Genomic DNA, 20,125 nt, shown 5'->3' with positions numbered 1-20,125 from the left:
CTTGTCGAGTTAGTGCCATGCCGGCCATGCGGGGTAACGGATTAGCATCTGCAATGACTTCAGTCGCTGCAGCGATGTTGATTCGGTATTGGTATTTCTTACACAGATTTCGACAACTGAGTGAATTTATCCAGTGACAGCGAGATGCAAACTCTGATGGCGGCGCACGAACATGCTGGGGACCCAACGGGGTGGGGATTGGGAATCGACTGAGACGTGTGAACTGTTCTCGAGAAGGACTGCGATTGCGGTCTTAGCTTCCAGGCGAGCCAGCGCGGCCCCAACACAGAAATGTGTGCCTTTGCCGAAGGCGAAATGCGCTCGGAGATTGGCCCTGTCGAGGTTCATCACCTGTGGCTCGGCGAACGACTCCGGGTCGCGGTTCGCCGAGCCCCACAGCAATATGAGATGACTTCCGGCGGGTAGCGCCACTCCGCCGAGTGTTGTGTCCGCATTGACATGTCGGTGGTGTCCGCGAAAAGGCGACTCGAGTCTGAGCGTCTCCTCCAGGAACGCGCCCAGGAGCATCGGGTCCTCGCGCAATTGGATCTGGATCTCAGGGCGCTCGGCGGGTAGCCGTGCAGAGTTGGCGATCAGTCCGGCGGTTGATTCGCCACCCGCACCGACGAGTTGCACCAGCATCAGCACGGCCACGTCTTCGCTGAGTTCGCCTGCGTCACAGCAGTGAACGAGGTCTCCGAGTAGATCGTCGACCGGGTTTGTCCGCGCCTCACGAAACTTGCCGTAGAGGTACCCGGTGAGTTCGGTAGCCGAGGTGACGACGTCTGTCAACCGTTCCGCCGTCACGATGCCGCTGAGAAGTTCGGTGCTGTCGTACGACCACTCCAGCAATTGGGGGACGTCGTGTGCCGGCAGGCCGATCAGTGTGGCAACCATCTGCAGCGGCAGTGTGTCCGCTACCGACGTGACCCATTCGATCTGTCGACCGTCGAAGCCGTTGTCCCACAACTGCTGCGTGTACTCGAGCATCGTCGGCTCGAGTGCTCGTATGCGTTTGGCGACCAGTGTCGGCAGCACAAGTTTGCGCTGGTGCTGATGGTCGGGCTCGTCGGCAGTCGCGAGAAAGTGAACAGCTTGCCCGCCGCTGTCCATATCGAAGGTCAGGGCCGAACCGTCCGGTGTACGGACCAGCACGCCGGTGAGGTTGGAGGAGAAGTCCTCCGTACGGGAAACGGCCTCGGTGACCAGTTCCCACGTCGACACCAGATAGAAGTCGGTATCGGGAATTCGGTACACGGGGTGCTCGCGCCGGAGTACGTCGTAGAGCGGGTACGGGTCGTCGATGTTCGACGGGAGGAAGGGATTGATGTCGAGCGTCGATGGTGTCACGAAGGGAAGATTTCACGCCCCGGAAGGAGAAGTCAACAGGTAGAAAATGCCTCTGAACTGGCATTTTGAGAAAATCTCACGCACATTCTGACTTCCCTGCTTCTCCCAGGTCAGAGGCTCCCCGCCTTCCGGAACGTAGAGATTTCTGATTGAATCTGTCTCAGAGTGAGACGAGGTGACGGAGAGTGACCGGTGCGAACGAGCGCCACGCCGCCGATTGGCTGGCCGGCGGTAATCGTCGTGAACTCGCTACCGAGCGCATCTTCGCGGCTGCAGCAGAGCTGATTCGAGAACACGGATTCGATCGGTTCAATGCCGACGACGTCGCTTCGCGCGCAGGCTGTTCGCGGGCAACGCTCTACCGCTACGTGGTTGGCAAGTCCGCGATTCGCGAAGGGCTGTTGTCCCGAGGTGCGGCTTCCGTGGCGAGGCAGGTTGCGGCTGCCGTCGAATCACTGCACGGCGACGAGCGGATCGTGGAGTCGATTCTCGTCGCCGTCGACGCGATACGATCCGACGCTGCCATGAGCCACGGCCTTGCGGCAGCGCGGGCCAACGGGATCGACGAGTATCTCGTGTCTTCGCCGCTGCTGCCGCGTACTGCACTGGAACTTGCCGGATTGGATCCCGAAGGGCAGAAGTCGCAGTGGGTGGTGCGGATCGTGTTGATGCTGTTGGCATGGCCTCTCGCAGACGAGACCGATGAACGACGGATGGTCGAGTCGTTCGTCAGCTCCTGAGACTCCGGTGTCAGCGAGCGCCCACAGGCCTGTCGCCGACGATCGATATTCGATCCATCACTCTGCGAGCGGGAAAGTAGTCGCTGGCCGCGTAATGCTGACAAGTTCGGTTGTCCCAGAACGCAATCGTGTTCTTCCGCCATTTGAGGCGTACTTGGAACTCGGGACGATGTACGTGTCGGTAGAGCAGGGTGAGTAGCTCGTTGGACTCGGCTTCGGATACCCCGACGATCCTCTGAGTGAAGCTGAGATTGACGAAGAGGACCTTCCGCCCGGTCTCGGGGATCACCCGCACCACAGGATGTCGAACCGCAGGGAACTGTGGGCGCAACTTCGCCACCGTCGACGGATCCATGTGCTTGCCGAACGAATTGATCCAATCATGCTCGGCAACAAGCCGATCAATGCGTTCTTTGATGTCCTGCGGGAGTAGTTCGTACGCCGCTCCGGTATCGGCCCACAAGGTATCGCCGCCGACCGGAGGAACCTCGACCGCACGCAGGACCGCTGCGAACGAGGGGAACTCGTGCCAACTGACGTCGTTGTGCCAGTTGTTCTCCACGCCGCCGGTCATCGCATCTTTGGCGAGAGTGACGATGTCGGCTTCGCTCTGGCCTGGTTGGGTGTACTTGAAAAACGGATGCTGTTCCAGTGAGCCCCATCGACTCGCGAAATCTCGGTGTTCGCTGCGGTCGATAGTTTGATCGCGGAAGAAGAGTACTTTCCATTCGAGTAGTGCTCGGCGAAGTTCCGACATCGTCTCGTCCGAGAGCTGCCCGCTCAGTTGGATTCCCGAGATTTCTGCACCGATGGTAGGCGTCGTCGGAGTGAGTGTGAAACGTGTGTAGGGCAACACGTCGAATCCCTCCGCGGTGCGCGACGCCACGAGTGGCCCGTAAGCAGCGAGTGGATCGGTTGCTACCGGGTAGATCTGTCCGTTCACGAATGCCGTCATGTCCGTCATCCTTACTCGTTCGGTTGGAGTGCTTCGCTACGGTAAGGCGTAATCCTTAATCGTGTCAAGAGTGGTGGAGTCGCGTGTTTGCATTATTGTCAATTAACTTTATTATCTGAAAGATATGGTCTACGGCATACCGGCGAGATCTGAGCGCTGATCCGCTGAACACTAAATCTGAGGAGTGGGCGAGCATGAAAGCATGTGTCGAGTACACCGAACTATTCATCGGCGGCGAATGGGTTACACCATCCGACAGCGGCGTCATCGAGGTGATATCGCCGCATACGGAGAGCGTGATCGGTTCGGTCCCAGCGGCGTCGACGGCAGATGTCGACCGCGCAGTGGAGATCGCGAGAGCGGCATGTGATTCCGGACAGTGGGCACAGACACCCCTTGCTGATCGCATCGCGGTCGTCACCCGCATCAAGGACGCGATTCTCGCCAGGAGTGAGGAATTCGCAGCGCTGATCTCGCGGCAGAACGGTGCTCCGTCCAGTTCGGCGATGCGCACGCAGGTGTTGGGAGCCGTTGCGGCATACGGCGCGGCGTGTGCCGTTGCGGCGCAGTTTCCGTTCGAAGAGTCGCGTGAGGGCGTCGGCGGCCCGATGTTGATCCGTCACGAACCCGTGGGTGTCGTGGCAGCAATAGTTCCGTGGAACGTGCCACAGTTGGTGATCGCTGCGAAACTTGCACCGGCACTTCTGAGCGGATGTGCGGTGATCTTGAAACCGGCTCCGGAGACGCCGCTCGATTCGAACTTGCTGGCCGAGATCTGTTCACAGGCAGGACTTCCGAAGGGAGTGCTCAGCGTCTTGCCAGCCGACCGGGACGTGAGCGCACATCTGGTGTCCCACCCCGGAATCGACAAGGTGGCCTTCACCGGTTCGGTGGCAGCAGGTAAGGCGATCATGGCTGCTGCGGCCGCCAATCTCACACGAGTGACACTCGAACTCGGTGGCAAGTCGGCTGCGATAGTCCTCGAAGACGCAGATATCGATCGAGCGCTGCCCAACATTCTGGCCGGATCCTTTGCCAACAGTGGTCAAGCCTGCGTCGCGTTGACGCGTATTCTGTTGCCAGTCAGCAGATATGACGAGATCGCAGAGAAGTGTGCTGCTGCGGTCGCGGCGATGAAAGTTGGCGATCCGACCGATCCGGCGACTGTGATCGGCCCGATGACCAGTGCGGCGCAGCAGCAACGAGTGCTCGACTACGTCGAAATCGGTGAGGCAGAGGGTGCGAAGATATTGACGGGAGGGTCTGTTCCGGAGGGGCTTTCGACAGGCTGGTACGTCGAACCCACGGTCTTCGGCAACGTCGACAACTCCATGCGGATTGCTCGCGAGGAAATCTTCGGGCCGGTCGTCTGCCTGATCGCGTTCGAGGACGAAGCTCACGCGATCGCGATTGCCAACGATTCCGACCTCGGACTCTCGGGAGCGGTGTGGACCGCGGACACTGCTCGCGGCGTCGAGGTGGCACGGCAGATTCGGACCGGTACCTTCTCGGTCAACTGCCAACGATTCGACGTCGTTGGTCCCTTCGGCGGTTACAAGAATTCGGGGGTGGGGCGCGAATTCGGCCCGGAAGGTCTGGCGGCGTACCTCGAAGCCAAGAGCATCTTCCTCCCTGCTTGATCAGGCGAAATCACAAAGATTCAGCCCCACTTCTATTGTCGAGGTGGGGCTGAATCAGCTCGTGTCCGATGCCAATGTCCTTGACTGGCGTCAGATTCCGATGTCCTTGGCGATGATCGTCTTCATCACTTCACTCGAACCCGCATAGATTCGGTTGACCCGTGTGTCCGCATACAGACGAGAGATCGGGTACTCGCGCATGTAACCGTATCCACCGTGTAGTTGCAGGCATTTGTCGATGACGCGGCCGGCAGTCTCGGTGCAGAAGAGCTTGATCCTCGCCGCATCCGCGACGGTCAGCTCACGGATCTCGTCCAGATCGAGTGCGCGGTCGACCGCAGCTTGCGCGGCCGCAACCTCTGCCGAGCATTCTGCCAAGACGAATTTCGTGTTCTGGAACTGAGCCACAGGCGTGCCGAAGACCTCGCGCTCCTTGACGTATGCGGTCGTGAACTCGATTGCTGCGCTTGCATTCGCGTACGACCCCACCGCGGCGCCGAGTCGCTCCCGGACGAGATTTCGGGTGAGGTAGCCGAACCCCGCACCCTCGTCGCCCAGGAGGTTCTCGATCGGCACGCGGACATCGGTGAACGACAGTTCTGCGGTGTCCTGCGCTCGTAGCCCCAGCTTCTCGAGCTTGCGGCCGACGCTGAAGCCTTCCGACGTGGTGTCGACGCAGAGTATCGACAGACCAGCACGTCGGTCTGCATCGCTTGCCGGACTGGTGCGGGCGACCACGAGAATCAAGTCGGCCTGCACTCCGCCGGTGATGAACGTCTTGGATCCGTTGAGGATGTAGTGGCTGCCGTCGGCGGACAGTCTCGCGGTTGTCTTGATCCCGGCAAGGTCGGAACCGGCGCCCGGTTCCGTCATCGCGATGGCGGTCATCAGTTCACCGGAGAGGAATCCGGGAAGCCACCGCGCTTTCTGTTCGTCGTTGCCGTACTCGACCAGATAGGGCAGGACGAGGCACGTGTGGACGACGTCGGCGCCGAAAGTGACCCCTGCCCGTGCGGTCTCCTCACGGATCACGGCCTGATACTTGAAGCTCGTCTCGCCGCCGCCGCCATACTCCTCCGGTAGCTCGATTCCGAATATTCCGAGGTCACCCAACTGTCGATACAGTGACCGGGGAACCATGCCGGCTTCCTCCCATTCCGGGAAGTGTGGGACGACCTCACGGGCGATGAACGTCCGAATCATGTGACGGAACGTATCGTGATCGCTGTTGTAGACGGTTCGTTGCACGTGATTCTCCTTGGGCTCGGTACCCTGAAGCCAGGTGTCCGGTTCTGAGGTGAGGTAAGGTTCTCTAACCAGATGTTGAGAGAAGATTGCGGAATGAGCTGTTGTTTTCCGACAATAAGTGAATAATAACTCATAGATGTGTGTTTGACGATGCAGCTTTGGTTGTTCGAGATTTCCAGTTGTCGCGAAGGAGAGAGTCACGATGGTCGTACGTCGGCCCCACGACCGCAAACAGCAGATTCTTGCTGCTGCAGGCGAACTTTTCCGTGAGCACGGCTATCACAACGTGTCCGTTGCACAGGTGGCTGCGGCAGTCGGAATCACGGCGCCTGCCCTGTATCGACACTTCAAGAACAAGCCGGATCTTCTCTACGCAGCGGTCAACGCGGGCATCGAGTCGCTCTACGACCGGGTCGCCGGGTCCGAGGATCTGAAATCGATGATCGCCGAGCTTGCGGCGTCGGTATCTCGTCGTCGAGGTTTGTCGCTCCTGTGGCAACGCGAAGCTCGCTACCTGCCCGACGAGCAACGGGAGGAAATGCGCGCGACGCTCAAGAGCGCTGCGGCCCGCGATGCTGCGCTGATCCGAACGGAACGCCCCGAACTCGACGAGGAAGACAGCTATCTGCTCGCCTGGGCTCTCATCGCTGTCTTCAACAGCGTGTCCTCGCATCGAGTGTCCCTGCCGAGACGTCAGATGGAACTGCTGTTGGCAGAGTTGGCGGAGCGGGCGGTGCACACGGAACTCGGCCACTCCGAGGCGAAGGTGGAGACGCCGACCGGTCACGTTCCGGTCGCGATGCCGAGGCGTGAACTCTTGTTGACCGAAGCCATTCGTCTGTTCGACGAGCGTGGGTATCAGGCGGTCAACACCGAGGACATCGGTGAGGCCGCCGGAACTACGGGCCCCAATGTGTACAACCACTTCGATGCCAAGATCGACCTGCTGATTGCGGCGGTCTCGAGGGGTGGTGAGCGGCGGCGGATCGGTGTCGCGCAGGCGCTCGCTGCGGCAACCGGGCCGGAGGACGCGTTAGCGGGATTGCTTGCGGCACACATCGATTTCGCAATCAACGAGCGTCATCTGATCGGTTTGTTGATCAGTGAGCTCGACCAATTGCCGGACAAGTTCCGCCGCACGTGTGAACAGAATCAGCGTGAGTACGTCGCGTTGTGGGTCAAGATGCTCGACGACGTTCGTCCGGGACTTGAACCCGCGACGGCCAGAATCACCGTCAATGCTGCTCTGACGGTTGTGGAGAACGCCGTGCGTATCGGCCGACTACGTCGTCGTGACGACCTGCCTGAGCGTCTGTTCGAGATCGGCTCCGCCGTCTTGCTGGCCAGGTAGTCGCGCGATCAGCCGGGTGCTGTTGGCAGACAGCCATATTCAAGATGGTATACATTTTTGTATACGTTGCAATGAACCCAGTCGATGAATCAACTGATCGGAGACGTCCATGCGTTTCGACGCAACAGAACTGACGATCGAGGAACTCGAACTTCAGGCAGAAGTACGGGAATACCTCGACAAGCGGCTGACCCCCGGTAGCTATCCACTCGGACTCGGGATGTCGGGGGCGGTGGACCCGGTGTTCTCGCGAGATCTCGGTAGCCGTGGGTGGCTCGGCATGTCGCTGCCGAAGGAATACGGCGGGGGCGGACGGTCAGCAGTGGATCGATTGGTCGTCGTGGAAGAACTTCTCGCGCGGGGAGCACCGGTCGGGTATCACTGGATCGGAGACAGGCAGTCTGGTCCGAGCATCGCCGCCAACGGCACGGAGGAACAGAAGCGGTACTTCCTTCCCGGTATCGCCGGCGGTGAGTTCTCGTTCTCGATCGGGATGAGTGAGCCCGACTCGGGTTCGGACCTGGCATCGGTACGCACTCGCGCCGAACGTGTCGATGGTGGCTGGAAAGTCAATGGCACCAAGATCTGGACCACCGGCGCCTTCCACGCCACACACATACTCGCCCTGCTCCGAACCTCGGCGGACAAGCACAACGGACTCACTCAGCTGATCGTCGATCGCGACAGCGACGGCCTGTCCGTCTCACCCATTCCGTTCATCGACGGTAGTGAGGACTTCTGCGAGGTGTCGTTCCAGGACGTTTTCGTGCCGGATTCGCGTCGCCTCGGCGACGTCGGAGCGGGCTGGGGACAAAACACCGGTGAACTGGCACTCGAGCGAGGTGGCGTCGACCGTTGGATGTCGCTGATGCCGGTCCTCGAGAACTGGGCAGCCAACCAAGCAGCGCAGGGCGGGCCGGCTGCCCTTGCCGATCTGGGCTCGATTGCTGCACGCTGCTGGGCTTTTCGCGGAATGTCGCTGTCCATTGCACGGATGGTCGACGGCGGCCGCTCGCCGGTCACGGAGGCGGCGCTGATCAAGGAGATGGCCACACGCTTCGAACAGGACTGTGTTGCGACCGTCGCGCGGCACCTCGGCCGGGCACCAGACCTTGCATCCGACGATCCGTACGAGTCACTGCTCGCCCGGGCCGTGCTGGTGGCGCCGTCGTGGTCGATTCGCGGCGGTACCAACGAAATTCTGCGCACTGTGATCGTGAAAGGGTTGAACCGATGAATTCGAGGTCAGAGATCAACGCGTACACATTCGACGCCGACCTCGAAGCGATGGTCGAGCAATTCTTCTCCGAGAAGTCCGGCACCGAGGTGGTAGCGCAGGCGGAGATCGACGGCCTGCCCACCGGATTGTGGTATGCGGCAGTGGAACTGGGGTTGCCGCTGGTCGGTCTTCCCGAATCTGCTGGTGGTTCCGGTGGCTCGCTCCTCGACGCCGTGACTGTCCAGCGCGCGGCGGCCAAGCACGCTGCGCCGTTGCCGCTCGCCGAGACCTACCTGGCGGGCAGGCTGGCAGCCGCGGCCGGGCTACCGGTGCCCTCCGGAATCGCAACCGTCGCACCGGGTTCACAGCGCGACGATGCGCGTCGGATCGGCGACGGTCTCGTATCCGGAACGTTTCACGATGTGCCGTGGGGGAGCGCCGCGTCAGTGCTGGCGGCAGTTCTCGGTGATCGAGTCGTACTCCTGAACATCTCCGACGCCGAGATCGGTTCCGGAACGGATCTTGCGGGGCAACCGAGTGAGAGTCTGACGTTCTCCGAAGCGCGTACCGTTGACGGTGAAAACCCGGTTGATCCCCGAATTCTCGGTAGACTCGGCGCATTCTTGCGTTCGGTGCAGATGGCGGGAGCCATGGAGGCGGTGTCGACGTTGACTCGGCGCTACGTGTCGGAGCGGGTGCAGTTCGGCAAGCCCGTCGCGCAATTTCAAGCCGTCCAGCAGCACGTCGTCACTCTCGCGCAGATGGCATCGATGTCGACGCTGGCTGTGGATCGCACTGCGCATGCGCTCACCAGCCGTGACGCCGACTTCGAAGTGTACGCAACCAAATTGGTGATTTCGCAGAATGCGCTAGCGACCGTGCGCGCCGCCCACCAGGCGCACGGTGCGATCGGCATGACCCGCGAGTACCGCTTGCAACAACTCACCCGTCGACTGCATGCCTGGAGATCGGAGTTCGGCGACGAAATCGCACTGGCGACGCAGCTCGGAACGGCCGTCGCGGCGACGCCCTCCTTGCCCCGCTTGATCACCGACCCGCAACCGACCTTGGAGCTGAAATCATGACCGACGCCGTACACGTGGAAATCGACGGACACGTAGGAACCATCGAGTTCTCACGCCCGCCCGCCAATTACTTCGATCAGGCACTCTTGCGGCAAATCGCTGATGCAGCAGCTGATCTCGTCGAGGGAGGAGACATTCGAGCGATCGTTCTCGCCTCGGCGGGCAAACACTTCTGCGCCGGCGCGAACTTCGGTGAGGGCGGACTTGGGCCCGATCGTGCCGACACGGTACGCGCGATCTACACCGAGGCGTTGCGGTTGTTCGAGATTCCGGTTCCCGTGATTGCGGCAGTGCAGGGATCCGCGGTGGGCGGTGGGCTCGGCCTCGCCTGCGCGGCGGACTTTCGCGTTGCCGGGCCGTCGACACGGTTGCACGCGAACTTCGCTGCGTTGGGGTTCCATCAGGGATTCGGGCTCAGCGTCACCTTGCCTCGAATCGTCTCGGCACAATGCGCAGCCGACCTGCTGTACACGGCGCGGCGGCTGACGGGGACACAGGCGCACGAACGCGGCTTGGTGGACCGTCTGGCCGAAGATGCGAACATTCGGCAGGAGGCGCTCGAATATGCACACGAAATTGCCTCGAGTGCACCGTTGGCCGTCCGCTCCATGAAGGCGACGTTGCGCGCGGGGCTACGGGACGAGGTCGCCACTGTCCTCGAGCGCGAGTTGGCGGAGCAGGTAGTTCTGTGGGGGACCGAGGACTGCGTCGCCGGCATCGAGGCCAATCTTGCACGAGTGCAACCGCAGTTCAACGCGAGGTGAGGTCGGCGCGACCACTATCGTGTCCACTGTGAAGGAACCAACCGGTGCACAACGCTGCCTGCAACAGATCAGGCAGATGATCGTCTCGGGCGAGCTGCTGCCTGGACAGAAAGTCCACCAAAGCGAGCTCGCCGAGCGGTTGAACGTCAGCCGAATTCCGGTCCGTGAGGCACTGTCGACCTTGCAGGCAGAGGGCGTCCTCGAACACAAGTCGAACACCGGGTACACCGTCACCAGATTCAGCAGTGAAGATCTTTCCGAGCTCTACTTGATGCGACGTCTGCTCGAAACGGAGATCCTGGCGTCGATCGATCTCGGTGGCGTCGACGTCGCCGAGTTGGAACGAATACAGGAGCAGGTCGACCAGGCCGAACCGAGCGAGGAGGGCCCCGAGTTTCAGGAAGCCAACCGTCAGTTCCACTTCCGCTTGTTCTCGTACTCGCCCCTGAAGCGTGTGCTGCAGGAAGTGGATCGGCTCTGGTACATGTCGGACTTCTATCGTGCCCTGTACATCCACGAACCGTCGTCGCGTCGGAAGGTTTCCGAGGACCACGGCCGGATTCTCCAGGCCGTTCGCGATCAGGATTCGGCCGAACTGATCCGGGCCAGCGACGAACACCGATCTGCTACCGAAGATCTGGTCGTGCGAAGGCTCGGCGGCGGTCGACCTCGCTGAGCGTTGACGAGGAGCAGACAGATGCGCGGTATCCGTGGGATTCTCGGATACCGCGCATCGGTATTCGTCGGACGGCCGAACGCTCAGGGCGCCAGACTGTCACGAAGTTCGTTCTTACGGATCTTCCCGGTCTGCGTCGACGGCAACTCGTCGAGTACGTACACCTCGCGTATCTTCTGGTACGGAGCAACCTGCGTGGCAACGTGATCCATGATCTCGGTCGCAATCTGCTCGATGCGATCGATCGACTCCGGGGCGACCACGACGAAGGCCACCGGAATCTCCCCGGCCAGTTGGTCGGGCGCGCCGACCACGGCCGCCTGCAGTACGTCGGGGTGGGTGCACACCAACTCTTCGAGCGGTTGCGGGTAGACGTTGTACCCCTTGTAGATGATCAAGTCCTTGGATCTGCCACCGATGAACAGATTGCCCTGCTCGTCACGCCAACCCATGTCCCCGGTATGAAGCCAACCGTCGATGAACTGACCGGCACTGAGTTCGGGTTCGTTGTGGTATCCGTCGGTGATCTGTGGCCCGCGGGCCCAGATCTGTCCGGTCTCACCCGTTGCCAGGACAGCTTCGGTGACTTCGTCGCGGATCTGAATCTCGGTGTCGGGGAAGGGGAGCCCGACGCTCCCCAACGGGGTAGGGCGTTCTTCGCACGGAGAACCCATCGTCAGCCCCATTGTTGCTTCACTGAGTCCGTAGCCTTCGGTGACGAGCGCGTTCGGAAAGACCTCGCGCAATGTGCGGATCGCTGTGGTGTCGAGCGGGGCCGCTCCGGATCCGAGAATCCGAACCGAACCCAGATCGTGCTCACGCAGAGTCCGTGCGCGTAGCAATGCGTAGTACATGGTGGGAGACCCGCCGATGTACGTCACCTGATACCTGTCGACGTCGGCGAGAAATCGGTCCGGATCGAAGCGCGTCCCGAGTACCACTGTGCCGCCGAGCAAGGTGGTGAAGTTGTGGCTGACCAGACCGAGACCGTGGAACAGAGGTGCGATCGAGATCGACGCACCCTCACCCGGAACGATGGAGTAACGCGTCACTGCCCCGTCGATCGGTCGGACGAGAAGTGCACCGTCGACGAGTTCGGTCCGATGACCGGAGCGCCAACAGGCGGATTGGAGTACGTTGGCCACGAGATTCCGATGGAGTACTCGTACGGCCTTGGACTTTCCGGTCGTGCCGCCGGTCAATTGCAGGTGAGCAACAAGTTCGGGATCCACCCGGTAGTCGGCCAGTGGTTTCGACGAGGCGAGGTCCGTGATGGAGGTGAGACCTCCGCAATGGCCGGACTGCGCGTCGGCTCCCGGAACCAGTACCAGGATGCGAGGCGGTGTGGACTGTGAGTTGACCTCGATTGCCGTTGCAGCACAGGACGGATGGGTGAACACGACCTTGGCGTCGACGTCGTCGAGTTGGCGCTTCAATTCGGCCACAGGCTGCGCCGGATTTATCGGAGCCACTGCTGCTCCGGCGCACAGTGTGCCGTAGTACGCGACAATGAACCAGATAGAATTCGGCATGTGTAGTCCCACTGCATCACCCGGCTGGACACCGCGCTCCCGCAGACCCTGCGCTACGCGCAGCGCTTGATCATGCAATTGCGAGAAGGTCAGCGACGTGTCGCCGTCGACGAGCGCGAGGCGGTCCGGGTACGAGCGGGCCGCTCCCGCCAGGATCGCATCGGCACCACAGTCGGGATAGTCCAAGCTGCGGGGCAGCCCGAGTGGCCAACTCGAACTCATGTCAGGGCTCTGGATCTCTGTAGCCGTCATCTCAGATCAGCTCGAGAATCGTGGCATTGGCCATTCCGCCGCCTTCACACATGGACTGCAATCCGTAGCGGATGCCGTTCTCTCGCATGTGATGTACCAGAGTGGTCATCAGACGTGCGCCAGAACCGCCGATCGGATGGCCCAGTGCCATCGCGCCACCGTTTGGGTTCATGCGTTCGTAGTCGGCGCCGGTCTCACGGAGCCACGCGAGCGACACCGAGGCGAAAGCCTCGTTGATCTCGAATGCGCCGATGTCACCGATCGAGAGACCGGACTTTGCAAGAGCTTTCGCCGTAGCCGGAATCGGACCCTCGAGCATGGTGACCGGATCCGTTCCGGTGACCACCGCGGTGTGAATACGCGCGATGGGCGTCCAACCCTGAGACTTCGCGAACTCGCTCGTGGTCACGAGCAGCGCGCCCGAACCGTCGGAGATCTGCGACGAATTACCAGCGGTGATCGAACCATCCTCGGAAAAAGCAGGTTTGAGCGATCCGAGCTTTTCGAGGGTGCCACCGCGGCGCACACCCTCGTCCTTCTCGAAGACACTGCTGCGGCCGTCGGCATCGGTCACCGTCACAGCAGTGATCTGATCCTTGAAGCGACCTTCGTCGACGGCGGCGGCGGCGCGCTCGTGTGAATCCAGTGCGTGCTGATCCAGTTCGGCTCGCGAGATGCCGTACTTTTCGGCAATCATCTGGGCGCCCACACCCTGGTTGAAACGAATGCCGTTGTAGCGCTCCCACACAAGTGGCCCGTGCGGCTCACCGAAACGCGCGTCCGCACGCGCGGAGCCCATCGGTACAGCGCTCATCATTTCGACGCCGCCCGCGATTGCGACGTCGTACTGGCCGGAGATCACGCCAGCGGCCGCCTGATGAACGGCCTGCTGAGACGATCCGCACTGGCGATCGACGGTAACCCCGGGTACATGTTCGGGCCAACCGGCCGCCAGGACCGAAGACCGGGCGATGCAACCGGACTGCATCCCGAGCGTGCCGACACAGCCCCAGATCACGTCGTCCACGAGCGCCGGATCGAGATCTACGCGATCGGCCAAGGACTCGAGAACATGTGCAGACAGCGAGACTGCATGCATTCGGGAAAGTGCACCGTTCCGTTTACCGACTGCGGTCCGGACGGCGTCGACGATGACTGCGTCACGCATGGGAACTCCTTCGATCGTTCGTGTGACTGGGAAGATCTAGCTCTGGTCTCTACAGACCCATGTCCTTGGCGATGATCGTCTTCATGACTTCGCTCGTACCGCCGTAGATGCGGCTCACACGAGTGTCCGCGTACAGGCGTGCGATCGGGTACTCGAGCATGTAGCCGTAGCCGCCATGCAATTGCAGGCACTTGTCGATGACGCGCGCGGCTACCTCGGTACCGAACAGCTTGATGCGCGCGGCGTCCGCGGCGGTGAGTTCGCCCGAATCGTCGAGTTCGATGCCGCGATCGGCGAGTGCCTGCGCGGCCTCGACCTCGGCAGAGCACTCGGCGAGAACGAACTTGGTGTTCTGGAACGCCGCGACGGGCTTGCCGAACACCTGACGTTCCTGGACATATGCCTTTGCGAATTCGATTGCCGCCCGGGCAGATGCCACGCCGCGACTACCGATCGAGAGGCGCTCGCGCGGCAGGTTCTGCCCCAGATACGAGAAGCCCTTGTCCTGCTCGCCGAGGAGATCGGCAACCGGAACCTTGACGTCGGTGAACGAAAGTTCGCTGGTGTCACTGGCGCGGAGGCCGAGCTTCTCGAGCTTGCGACCGTATTCGAATCCCGGCGCATCGGTGGGAATCACCATCAGGCTCAGCCCGAAGCGTCGATCGTCCTCTGCGGGCGCGGACGTGCGTGCAACCACCACGCACAGTTCGGAATTCACCGCTCCGGTGATGAAGGTCTTCGCTCCGTTGAGTACGTAGTGCGTGCCGTCGTCGGAGAGCTTGGCCGTGGTGCGGATGCCGGCCAGATCGGAACCGGTGCCGGGTTCGGTCATGGCGATGCACAGCGTCTTCTCACCGGTAGCGATCGACGGGAGCCAGCGCTGCTTCTGTTCTTCGTTCGCCAGACGCAGGAGGTACGGCAGGACGATTCCGGTACTGACCGTGTAATGGCCGAAGCTCACCGCCGCGCGCGAGGTTTCCTCGTCCATCACCGCCTGGAACTTGTAGCTGATCGTGCCGGTTCCGCCGTACTCCTCGGGGATGTCGAAACCCATGACACCGAGATCGCCGAGCTTGTTGAACAACTCACGTGGGACGCGGTTGTCACGTTCCCAGTCTGCGTAGAACGGAGTGACCTCCTTGGCGATGAACGTGCGGATCGTTTCGCGGAAATCCTCGTGCTCTTGGGTGAAGAGGTTGCGCTTCATCTCGTTCTGCTTTCTCGTGGAGGGTTAGTTGACCGCGACGACTGCGGAACCACGCAGTGTCACGGTGCCGTCGGGCAGCGTCATGGTGAGATCGAGGTGACCGAGGCCGTCTTCGACCTTGACGACCGTGCCGGTGCACTGCGGCGTCGAGTTCACCGGGGTGATTGCAGAAAACCGGACGGAGAAGGAATGGATGCGATCCTGCTCGTAGCGATCGGTGAGAAGTCGTCCGAGGTAAGCCATGGACAACATGCCGTGGGCGAAGACGTCGGGAATACCAACTGCTGCACAGGCATCCCGTGTCGATGTGAACGGGATTGTGGTCACCCGAAGCCCCGGCGTACAGAGCAAGTGTGGTGCGAGTGATCTTCGGGACCGTCAGGTCCAAGGTGTCTCCGGTATTCATCTCAGCTCACCTTTTCGTAGAGGGTGACGACTCCGGCACCGCCGAGGCCGAGGTTGTGCTGCAGAGCGAGGGTTGCACCGTCCACCTGACGTGGGCCGGCGTCGCCACGAAGCTGCCATACCAACTCCGCACATTGGGCGAGGCCGGTGGCGCCGAGTGGGTGGCCCTTGGACAGAAGGCCGCCGGACGGGTTGACCACCACTCGTCCGCCGTAGGTGTTGTCGCCGTTCAGGATGAACTGCTCGGCGCCGCCCTCTTCCACGAGCCCGAGAGCCTCGTAGCAGAGCACCTCGTTCACCGTGAAGCAGTCGTGAAGTTCGACGACCCTGATGTCGCGGGGGTCGACGCCCGAGGCCTCGTAGACGTTGTGAGCCGCCGAAGCGGTGACGTCGTAGCCGACAGCCTTGATCATGCTTCCTTCGTTGAAGGTGCTGGGCAGATCCGACGTCATCGACTGGGCTTTGATCGCGACGTCTGTGCGAAGTCCGTTGGCGCGGGCGAATTCTTCGGTGCAGATGATCGCTGCCGCGGCGCCACACGTGGGTGGGCAGGCCTGATACCGCGTGACGGGTCCGAAGAGTGTCGGCGCTGCCATCACTTCGTCTTCGGTGAGTTGTGTGCGGAACACCGAGTACGGGTTGCCGGCCGAGTGCTTGCGTGCCTTGACCTGAACCTTGGCGAACGTTTCGGCCTTCATGCCGAACTTCTCCATGTATTCCATACCCGCTACACCGAAGTACTGCGCAGCCCGCGGAACTGATGCGTCGATCCCGGCGGCAGCCTCGAGAACCTCGTCGAAGCGACCGAGCGGCCGCGGGCGGTCAGTCCAGGCACCCTTGAGGGCTCCGGGCTGCATCTGCTCGAAGCCGAGCGCCAGAGCACATTCCACCGCGCCGCTCTCGACTGCCTGTCGAGCCAGCTAGAGCGCAGTCGAACCGGTGGCGCAGTTGTTGTTGACGTTGACCACCGGAATGCCGGTCTCGCCGAGGTTGTACAGCGCTCGCTGGCCACTGGTGGAATCGCCGTACACATACCCGACGTAGGCCTGCTGAACCTTCGAGTACTCGAGGTCCGCGTCCCTCAACGCTGCGGTGGCCGCTCTTGCACCCATGACGTCGTAGTCGTCACTCTTACCTGGTTTGGTGAACGGGATCATGCCGACCCCGACTACAAATGCCTTACGGCTCATCGTTTCTCCGAATGATCGAGGGGAGCGGTGTCAGACTCGTCCGCCGTCGACAACCAGGCATTGGCTGTTGACGTAGTCGGACTCCGGTATGCAGAGCAGGTACACGGCGCCTGCGGCTTCCACCGGAGTTGCTCCTCGGCCGAAGGGGATGGTGGTTGCCATGGCTGCCATGCGGTCGGGATTGACTCCGACACGAATGTCGCGGCCGTCGATCGTGATCTTGGTGTCGGAATCGGCTGTCACCTCGGTCATTCGGGTCACGACGAAGCCGAAGGCGACCGCGTTGACGTTGACCTTGTAACGGCCCCACTCCTTGGCCAGCGTTTTGGTGAGACCGACGATGCCGGCTTTCGCGCTGCCGTAATTGGATTGTCCTGCATTGCCGAAGACACCCGAGGTGGACGAGATGTTGACGACCTTGCGGTGGTAGTCGGTGGGATTGGCTTTGACGAACGGCTGAGCGGCACGCAGGATCCGGAACGGCGCCTTGAGGTTGACGTCGAGGATGGTGTCCCATTGCTCGTCGGTCATCTTCTGGATCACACTGTCCCAGGTGTATCCCGCGTTGTTGACGATGACGTCGAGTCCACCGAATGATTCGACGGCGGTGTCCACGAAGCGTTCGGCAAATCCGTCCTCGGCAACGGAACCGACGCACGAGACTGCCTGTCCACCTGCGGCTTTGATGTCGTGCTCAGTCTGAGCGGCGGGCTCGGGATCGAGGTCGTTGACCACTACCGAGGCTCCTTCGGAGGCGAGCTTGAGTGCGATTTCGCGGCCGATGCCGCGGCCCGAGCCCGAGACGATGGCAACCTTGCCGTCGAGTGTTCCCATGATGCGATCCTTTTCGGTTTCAGCGTGCGGCGGTGACTACGCCGATTTCGGCGAGCACTTCGTCGGTGTGTTGACCGATGACGGGTGCGGGACGCGGGTCATCGGCCGGTGTATCGGAGTAACGCGGAGCTGGATTCGGTTGGATGTGCCCGTTGCCGAACTTGCCGAACGTCGCACGGAAGGCGTTGTGCGGGTGTGCCGCTGCTTCGTCGAAATTCAATACCGGGGAGACGCAGGCGCCCTGCATGTCGAATGCAGCGTCCCATTCGTCGCGGGTACGGGTCGCGAACAATTCGGCAAGTCGGTCGGCCATCGCCGTCCACGCGTCTCTGTTGTGTTGCTGTGCGAACAGTGGATCTTCGGTCAGGCCGAGCACTCTCATGGTCGCGGTGTAGAACTGCGGCTCCACGCAACCAACAGCCATGAATCCGCCGTCGGCGCAACGATAGTTCCGGTAGAAGGGAGCGCCGCCGTCGAACATGTTGGATGCGCGCTCGTCCACCCAGCGATCTCGCGCGAGTAGTCCGTGGATCAATGCCAACTGGACGGCGGTGCCGTCGGTCATCGCCGCGTCGACCACTTGTCCGCGGCCGTCGATTCGTGCCCGGAGCATTGCGGTTGTGATGCCGAGTGCCAGCAACATTCCGCCACCGCCCATGTCTCCGACCAGATTCAGAGGAACCGGAGGGACCTTCCCCGGGGCTCCCATGGCTCCGAGTGCGCCGGTCAGGGCAATGTAGTTGAGGTCGTGGCCGGGTTCCTGCGCCAACGGCCCATCCTGGCCCCACCCGGTCATCCGGCCGTACACGAGCTTCGGGTTCCTGGACAGGCAGGTGTCCGGGCCGAGCCCCAGACGCTCGGTGACTCCCGGCCTGAAGCCCTCGATGACCGCGTCGGCGGTGTCGATGATCTTCAAGACGGTGTCGACGTCGTGCGGATCCTTGAGATCCAGTGCTACTGAACGCCGGTTACGATGCAGGACAGGATGTCCGGACTGGTTTCCGACCTCGGTGCTTCGGTCGATCCGAATCACGTCGGCGCCTTGATCGGCTAGTAGCATTCCGCAGAACGGGCCAGGTCCGATACCACCGAGCTCGACAATACGAAGGCCCGCGAGTGGACCGTTGGGACTGGCGTCAGTCGTCATGGAAATAGACATCTTTCGCTGGTAGGGAGACTAGCGCGAGCCCGCATCGACGGTCAGGCACTGCCCGCTGACGTAGTCGGTGTCCTGCGTGCAGAGCACGTACACTGCTCCGGCAGCCTCGGCGGGAGTACCCGGGCGACCGAGTGGGTTGGACGTCTTGACTCGTTCCATGACAGCGGTGCTGACACCGGCCTTGATCTTGCGGCCGCCGATCTCGACGAACGAATCGTCGCCGGCAACCGCTTCGGTCATTCGGGTGAGGATGAACCCGTAGGCAACCGCATTGACATTGACCTTGTAGCGTCCCCACTCCTTGGCGAGAGTCTTTGTCAGTCCGACGATTCCAGCCTTTGCGGCTGCGTAGTTGGACTGTCCGGGGTTTCCGTAGAGGCCGGCCACCGAAGAGACGTTGACGACCTTGCGGTGGTAGGTGGTGGGGTTGGCCTTGATGTAGGGCTGTGCGGCCCGAAGAATGCGGAACGGTGCCTTCAGATGGACGTCGAGAATGGTGTCCCACTGCTCGTCGGTCATCTTCTGGATGACGGTGTCCCAGGTGAATCCGGCGTTGTTGACGATGATGTCGAGCCCGTCGAACGCATCGATCGCGGTACCGACGAAACGCTCCGCGAAATCGGTGTCCGTCACGGATCCGACACAGGCGATTGCGTGCCCGCCTGCAGCCTTGATGTCTTCGACCGTTTCGTGTGCCGGTTCGGGATCGAGGTCGTTGACCACCACGGATGCGCCTTCGGAAGCGAGGCGGAGTGCGATGTCGCGGCCGATCCCGCGGCCGGAACCGGAGACGATGGCGACCTTGCCGTCGAGAGTGCCCATGTTCGATGTCCTTGCAGTCTAGGTGGAATGAGTGTTTTCAAGCTCGAGGATCACGGATGACCGTGGTGGAGCGGAGGGTTGCAATCGCTTGACCCTCGCGGGTCACCTCGGTGGTGCGGACCAGGAACTGCAGTGCACCAGCCTTTTTCGCGTAGCAATCCGTGACCGCTGTGGAGAATTGGAGAGTGTCACCTGCATACGCGGTCTGGAGGTAGGTGAACTCCTGCTCGCCGTGCAGGATCGTCCTGATGTCGATTCCGAGATCCGCGTAGAACGTGGACGGATTCGGCCGCTCCATGTCGAGACAGAACAGGAAGGTCGGTGGGACGGGGAGGTCGCGGTGTCCGGCCTGCTCGGCGGCGCTCCGGTCGGTGTAGATCGGATCGTCCTGTCCGGTGGCGCGGGCGAAGAAGGCGAGTCGCCCACGCTCGACCTCCACCGAGTGCTCGGGAATTCGGGTGCCGATGACTCCGGCGTCGAGGCTGGTCATGACAAACTCCTCGGAATCTGGGCGAAAGTGTCCGCCAG

The 20,125-nt window shown here is 61.7% G+C and carries 17 protein-coding genes and 2 pseudogenes; 7 read left to right on the top strand and 12 right to left on the bottom strand.

The genetic code is table 11. From position 1 onward, the window contains the following. Positions 1 to 126: 126 nt before the first annotated feature. Positions 127 to 1,350 carry a cytochrome P450 gene (locus tag I7X09_RS10200; protein WP_200316625.1) on the bottom strand — a complete coding sequence of 408 codons (1,224 nt, stop codon included), beginning with the start codon at positions 1,348 to 1,350 and terminating at the stop codon, positions 127 to 129. A 185-nt stretch (positions 1,351 to 1,535) separates the two neighbouring features. Here I7X09_RS10200 and I7X09_RS10195 point away from each other — a divergent pair, with 185 nt between their 5' ends. Beyond that, the gene (locus I7X09_RS10195) at positions 1,536 to 2,090 is read left to right on the top strand and encodes a TetR/AcrR family transcriptional regulator (protein WP_200316623.1); all 555 of its coding nucleotides are present in this window, start codon (positions 1,536 to 1,538) and stop codon (positions 2,088 to 2,090) included. A 10-nt stretch (positions 2,091 to 2,100) separates the two neighbouring features. On the opposite strand, the gene I7X09_RS10190 is transcribed toward I7X09_RS10195, so the two are convergent. After that, positions 2,101 to 3,054, bottom strand: coding sequence for a TauD/TfdA dioxygenase family protein (locus I7X09_RS10190; protein WP_095968595.1), 954 nt, complete (start codon positions 3,052 to 3,054; stop codon positions 2,101 to 2,103). Positions 3,055 to 3,239: 185 nt separating this feature from the next. On the opposite strand from I7X09_RS10190, the gene I7X09_RS10185 reads away from it, so the two are divergent. Then, entirely contained in the window at positions 3,240 to 4,685 is a 1,446-nt protein-coding gene (locus I7X09_RS10185) for an aldehyde dehydrogenase (RefSeq protein ID WP_200316621.1), read from the top strand. A gap of 90 nt (positions 4,686 to 4,775) precedes the next feature. Here I7X09_RS10185 and I7X09_RS10180 read toward each other — a convergent pair whose 3' ends face one another. Beyond that, a complete protein-coding gene (locus I7X09_RS10180) occupies positions 4,776 to 5,933 on the bottom strand; it encodes an acyl-CoA dehydrogenase family protein (protein ID WP_095968597.1) in 1,158 nt (385 codons plus the stop codon). Positions 5,934 to 6,135: 202 nt separating this feature from the next. Between I7X09_RS10180 and I7X09_RS10175 the strand changes: the two genes are divergently transcribed. The 5 genes from I7X09_RS10175 (at position 6,136) to I7X09_RS10155 (ending at position 11,028) form a co-directional block, all read left to right on the top strand. Continuing rightward, positions 6,136 to 7,284 (top strand): TetR/AcrR family transcriptional regulator, encoded by a 1,149-nt coding sequence (locus I7X09_RS10175; RefSeq protein WP_095968598.1) that lies wholly within the window; start codon positions 6,136 to 6,138, stop codon positions 7,282 to 7,284. A gap of 109 nt (positions 7,285 to 7,393) precedes the next feature. Then, on the top strand, positions 7,394 to 8,521 hold the full coding sequence (locus tag I7X09_RS10170) for an acyl-CoA dehydrogenase family protein (RefSeq protein ID WP_200316619.1): 1,128 nt from the start codon (positions 7,394 to 7,396) through the stop codon (positions 8,519 to 8,521). Beyond that, the gene (locus I7X09_RS10165) at positions 8,518 to 9,588 is read left to right on the top strand and encodes an acyl-CoA dehydrogenase family protein (RefSeq protein ID WP_200316617.1); all 1,071 of its coding nucleotides are present in this window, start codon (positions 8,518 to 8,520) and stop codon (positions 9,586 to 9,588) included. Before I7X09_RS10170 ends, I7X09_RS10165 begins: the two co-directional genes overlap by 4 nt. Next, complete coding sequence (locus I7X09_RS10160; protein ID WP_200316615.1) at positions 9,585 to 10,352, top strand: enoyl-CoA hydratase/isomerase family protein; 768 nt, start codon at positions 9,585 to 9,587, stop codon at positions 10,350 to 10,352. Before I7X09_RS10165 ends, I7X09_RS10160 begins: the two co-directional genes overlap by 4 nt. A 28-nt stretch (positions 10,353 to 10,380) precedes the next feature. Beyond that, positions 10,381 to 11,028: a GntR family transcriptional regulator gene (locus I7X09_RS10155; RefSeq protein WP_095968864.1), complete on the top strand. Its 648-nt coding sequence runs from the start codon at positions 10,381 to 10,383 to the stop codon at positions 11,026 to 11,028. 83 nt (positions 11,029 to 11,111) lie between these two features. Here I7X09_RS10155 and I7X09_RS10150 read toward each other — a convergent pair whose 3' ends face one another. The 9 genes and pseudogenes from I7X09_RS10150 to I7X09_RS10110 form a co-directional block, all read right to left on the bottom strand. After that, on the bottom strand, positions 11,112 to 12,782 hold the full coding sequence (locus I7X09_RS10150) for a class I adenylate-forming enzyme family protein (protein WP_200316613.1): 1,671 nt from the start codon (positions 12,780 to 12,782) through the stop codon (positions 11,112 to 11,114). 31 nt (positions 12,783 to 12,813) lie between these two features. After that, positions 12,814 to 13,980, bottom strand: coding sequence for a thiolase family protein (locus I7X09_RS10145; protein WP_200316610.1), 1,167 nt, complete (start codon positions 13,978 to 13,980; stop codon positions 12,814 to 12,816). A 49-nt stretch (positions 13,981 to 14,029) separates the two neighbouring features. Then, a complete protein-coding gene (locus I7X09_RS10140) occupies positions 14,030 to 15,187 on the bottom strand; it encodes an acyl-CoA dehydrogenase family protein (protein WP_200316608.1) in 1,158 nt (385 codons plus the stop codon). 24 nt (positions 15,188 to 15,211) lie between these two features. Beyond that, positions 15,212 to 15,593 (bottom strand): annotated as a pseudogene (locus tag I7X09_RS10135) (MaoC/PaaZ C-terminal domain-containing protein). Position 15,594: 1 nt separating this feature from the next. Then, positions 15,595 to 16,782 (bottom strand): annotated as a pseudogene (locus I7X09_RS10130) (lipid-transfer protein). Positions 16,783 to 16,812: 30 nt separating this feature from the next. Continuing rightward, entirely contained in the window at positions 16,813 to 17,616 is an 804-nt protein-coding gene (locus tag I7X09_RS10125) for an SDR family NAD(P)-dependent oxidoreductase (protein ID WP_095968607.1), read from the bottom strand. 19 nt (positions 17,617 to 17,635) lie between these two features. Beyond that, positions 17,636 to 18,763 (bottom strand): CaiB/BaiF CoA transferase family protein, encoded by a 1,128-nt coding sequence (locus tag I7X09_RS10120; protein ID WP_234036874.1) that lies wholly within the window; start codon positions 18,761 to 18,763, stop codon positions 17,636 to 17,638. A gap of 30 nt (positions 18,764 to 18,793) precedes the next feature. Continuing rightward, positions 18,794 to 19,597: an SDR family NAD(P)-dependent oxidoreductase gene (locus I7X09_RS10115; protein WP_124567733.1), complete on the bottom strand. Its 804-nt coding sequence runs from the start codon at positions 19,595 to 19,597 to the stop codon at positions 18,794 to 18,796. Between the two features lie 37 nt (positions 19,598 to 19,634). Then, positions 19,635 to 20,087: a MaoC family dehydratase N-terminal domain-containing protein gene (locus tag I7X09_RS10110; RefSeq protein ID WP_200316604.1), complete on the bottom strand. Its 453-nt coding sequence runs from the start codon at positions 20,085 to 20,087 to the stop codon at positions 19,635 to 19,637. Between the last annotated feature and the right edge of the window lie 38 nt (positions 20,088 to 20,125).

This window comes from Rhodococcus sp. P-2, from assembly GCF_016598535.1.
GTDB lineage: Bacteria > Actinomycetota > Actinomycetes > Mycobacteriales > Mycobacteriaceae > Rhodococcus_F > Rhodococcus_F baikonurensis.
The sequence above is the reverse complement of the archived record's forward strand: the minus strand, read 5'-3'. Positions and strand labels throughout refer to the sequence as shown.

Coding starts and splice junctions, on each gene's coding strand:
- I7X09_RS10190 (WP_095968595.1), bottom strand. CDS start 3,054: ATGACGGACATGACGGCATTCGTGAACGGACAGATCTACCCGGTAGCA.
- I7X09_RS10185 (WP_200316621.1), top strand. CDS start 3,240: ATGAAAGCATGTGTCGAGTACACCGAACTATTCATCGGCGGCGAATGG.
- I7X09_RS10175 (WP_095968598.1), top strand. CDS start 6,136: ATGGTCGTACGTCGGCCCCACGACCGCAAACAGCAGATTCTTGCTGCT.
- I7X09_RS10170 (WP_200316619.1), top strand. CDS start 7,394: ATGCGTTTCGACGCAACAGAACTGACGATCGAGGAACTCGAACTTCAG.
- I7X09_RS10165 (WP_200316617.1), top strand. CDS start 8,518: ATGAATTCGAGGTCAGAGATCAACGCGTACACATTCGACGCCGACCTC.
- I7X09_RS10160 (WP_200316615.1), top strand. CDS start 9,585: ATGACCGACGCCGTACACGTGGAAATCGACGGACACGTAGGAACCATC.
- I7X09_RS10150 (WP_200316613.1), bottom strand. CDS start 12,782: ATGAGTTCGAGTTGGCCACTCGGGCTGCCCCGCAGCTTGGACTATCCC.
- I7X09_RS10145 (WP_200316610.1), bottom strand. CDS start 13,980: ATGCGTGACGCAGTCATCGTCGACGCCGTCCGGACCGCAGTCGGTAAA.
- I7X09_RS10140 (WP_200316608.1), bottom strand. CDS start 15,187: ATGAAGCGCAACCTCTTCACCCAAGAGCACGAGGATTTCCGCGAAACG.
- I7X09_RS10125 (WP_095968607.1), bottom strand. CDS start 17,616: ATGGGAACACTCGACGGCAAGGTTGCCATCGTCTCGGGCTCGGGCCGC.
- I7X09_RS10120 (WP_234036874.1), bottom strand. CDS start 18,763: ATGACGACTGACGCCAGTCCCAACGGTCCACTCGCGGGCCTTCGTATT.
- I7X09_RS10115 (WP_124567733.1), bottom strand. CDS start 19,597: ATGGGCACTCTCGACGGCAAGGTCGCCATCGTCTCCGGTTCCGGCCGC.
- I7X09_RS10110 (WP_200316604.1), bottom strand. CDS start 20,087: ATGACCAGCCTCGACGCCGGAGTCATCGGCACCCGAATTCCCGAGCAC.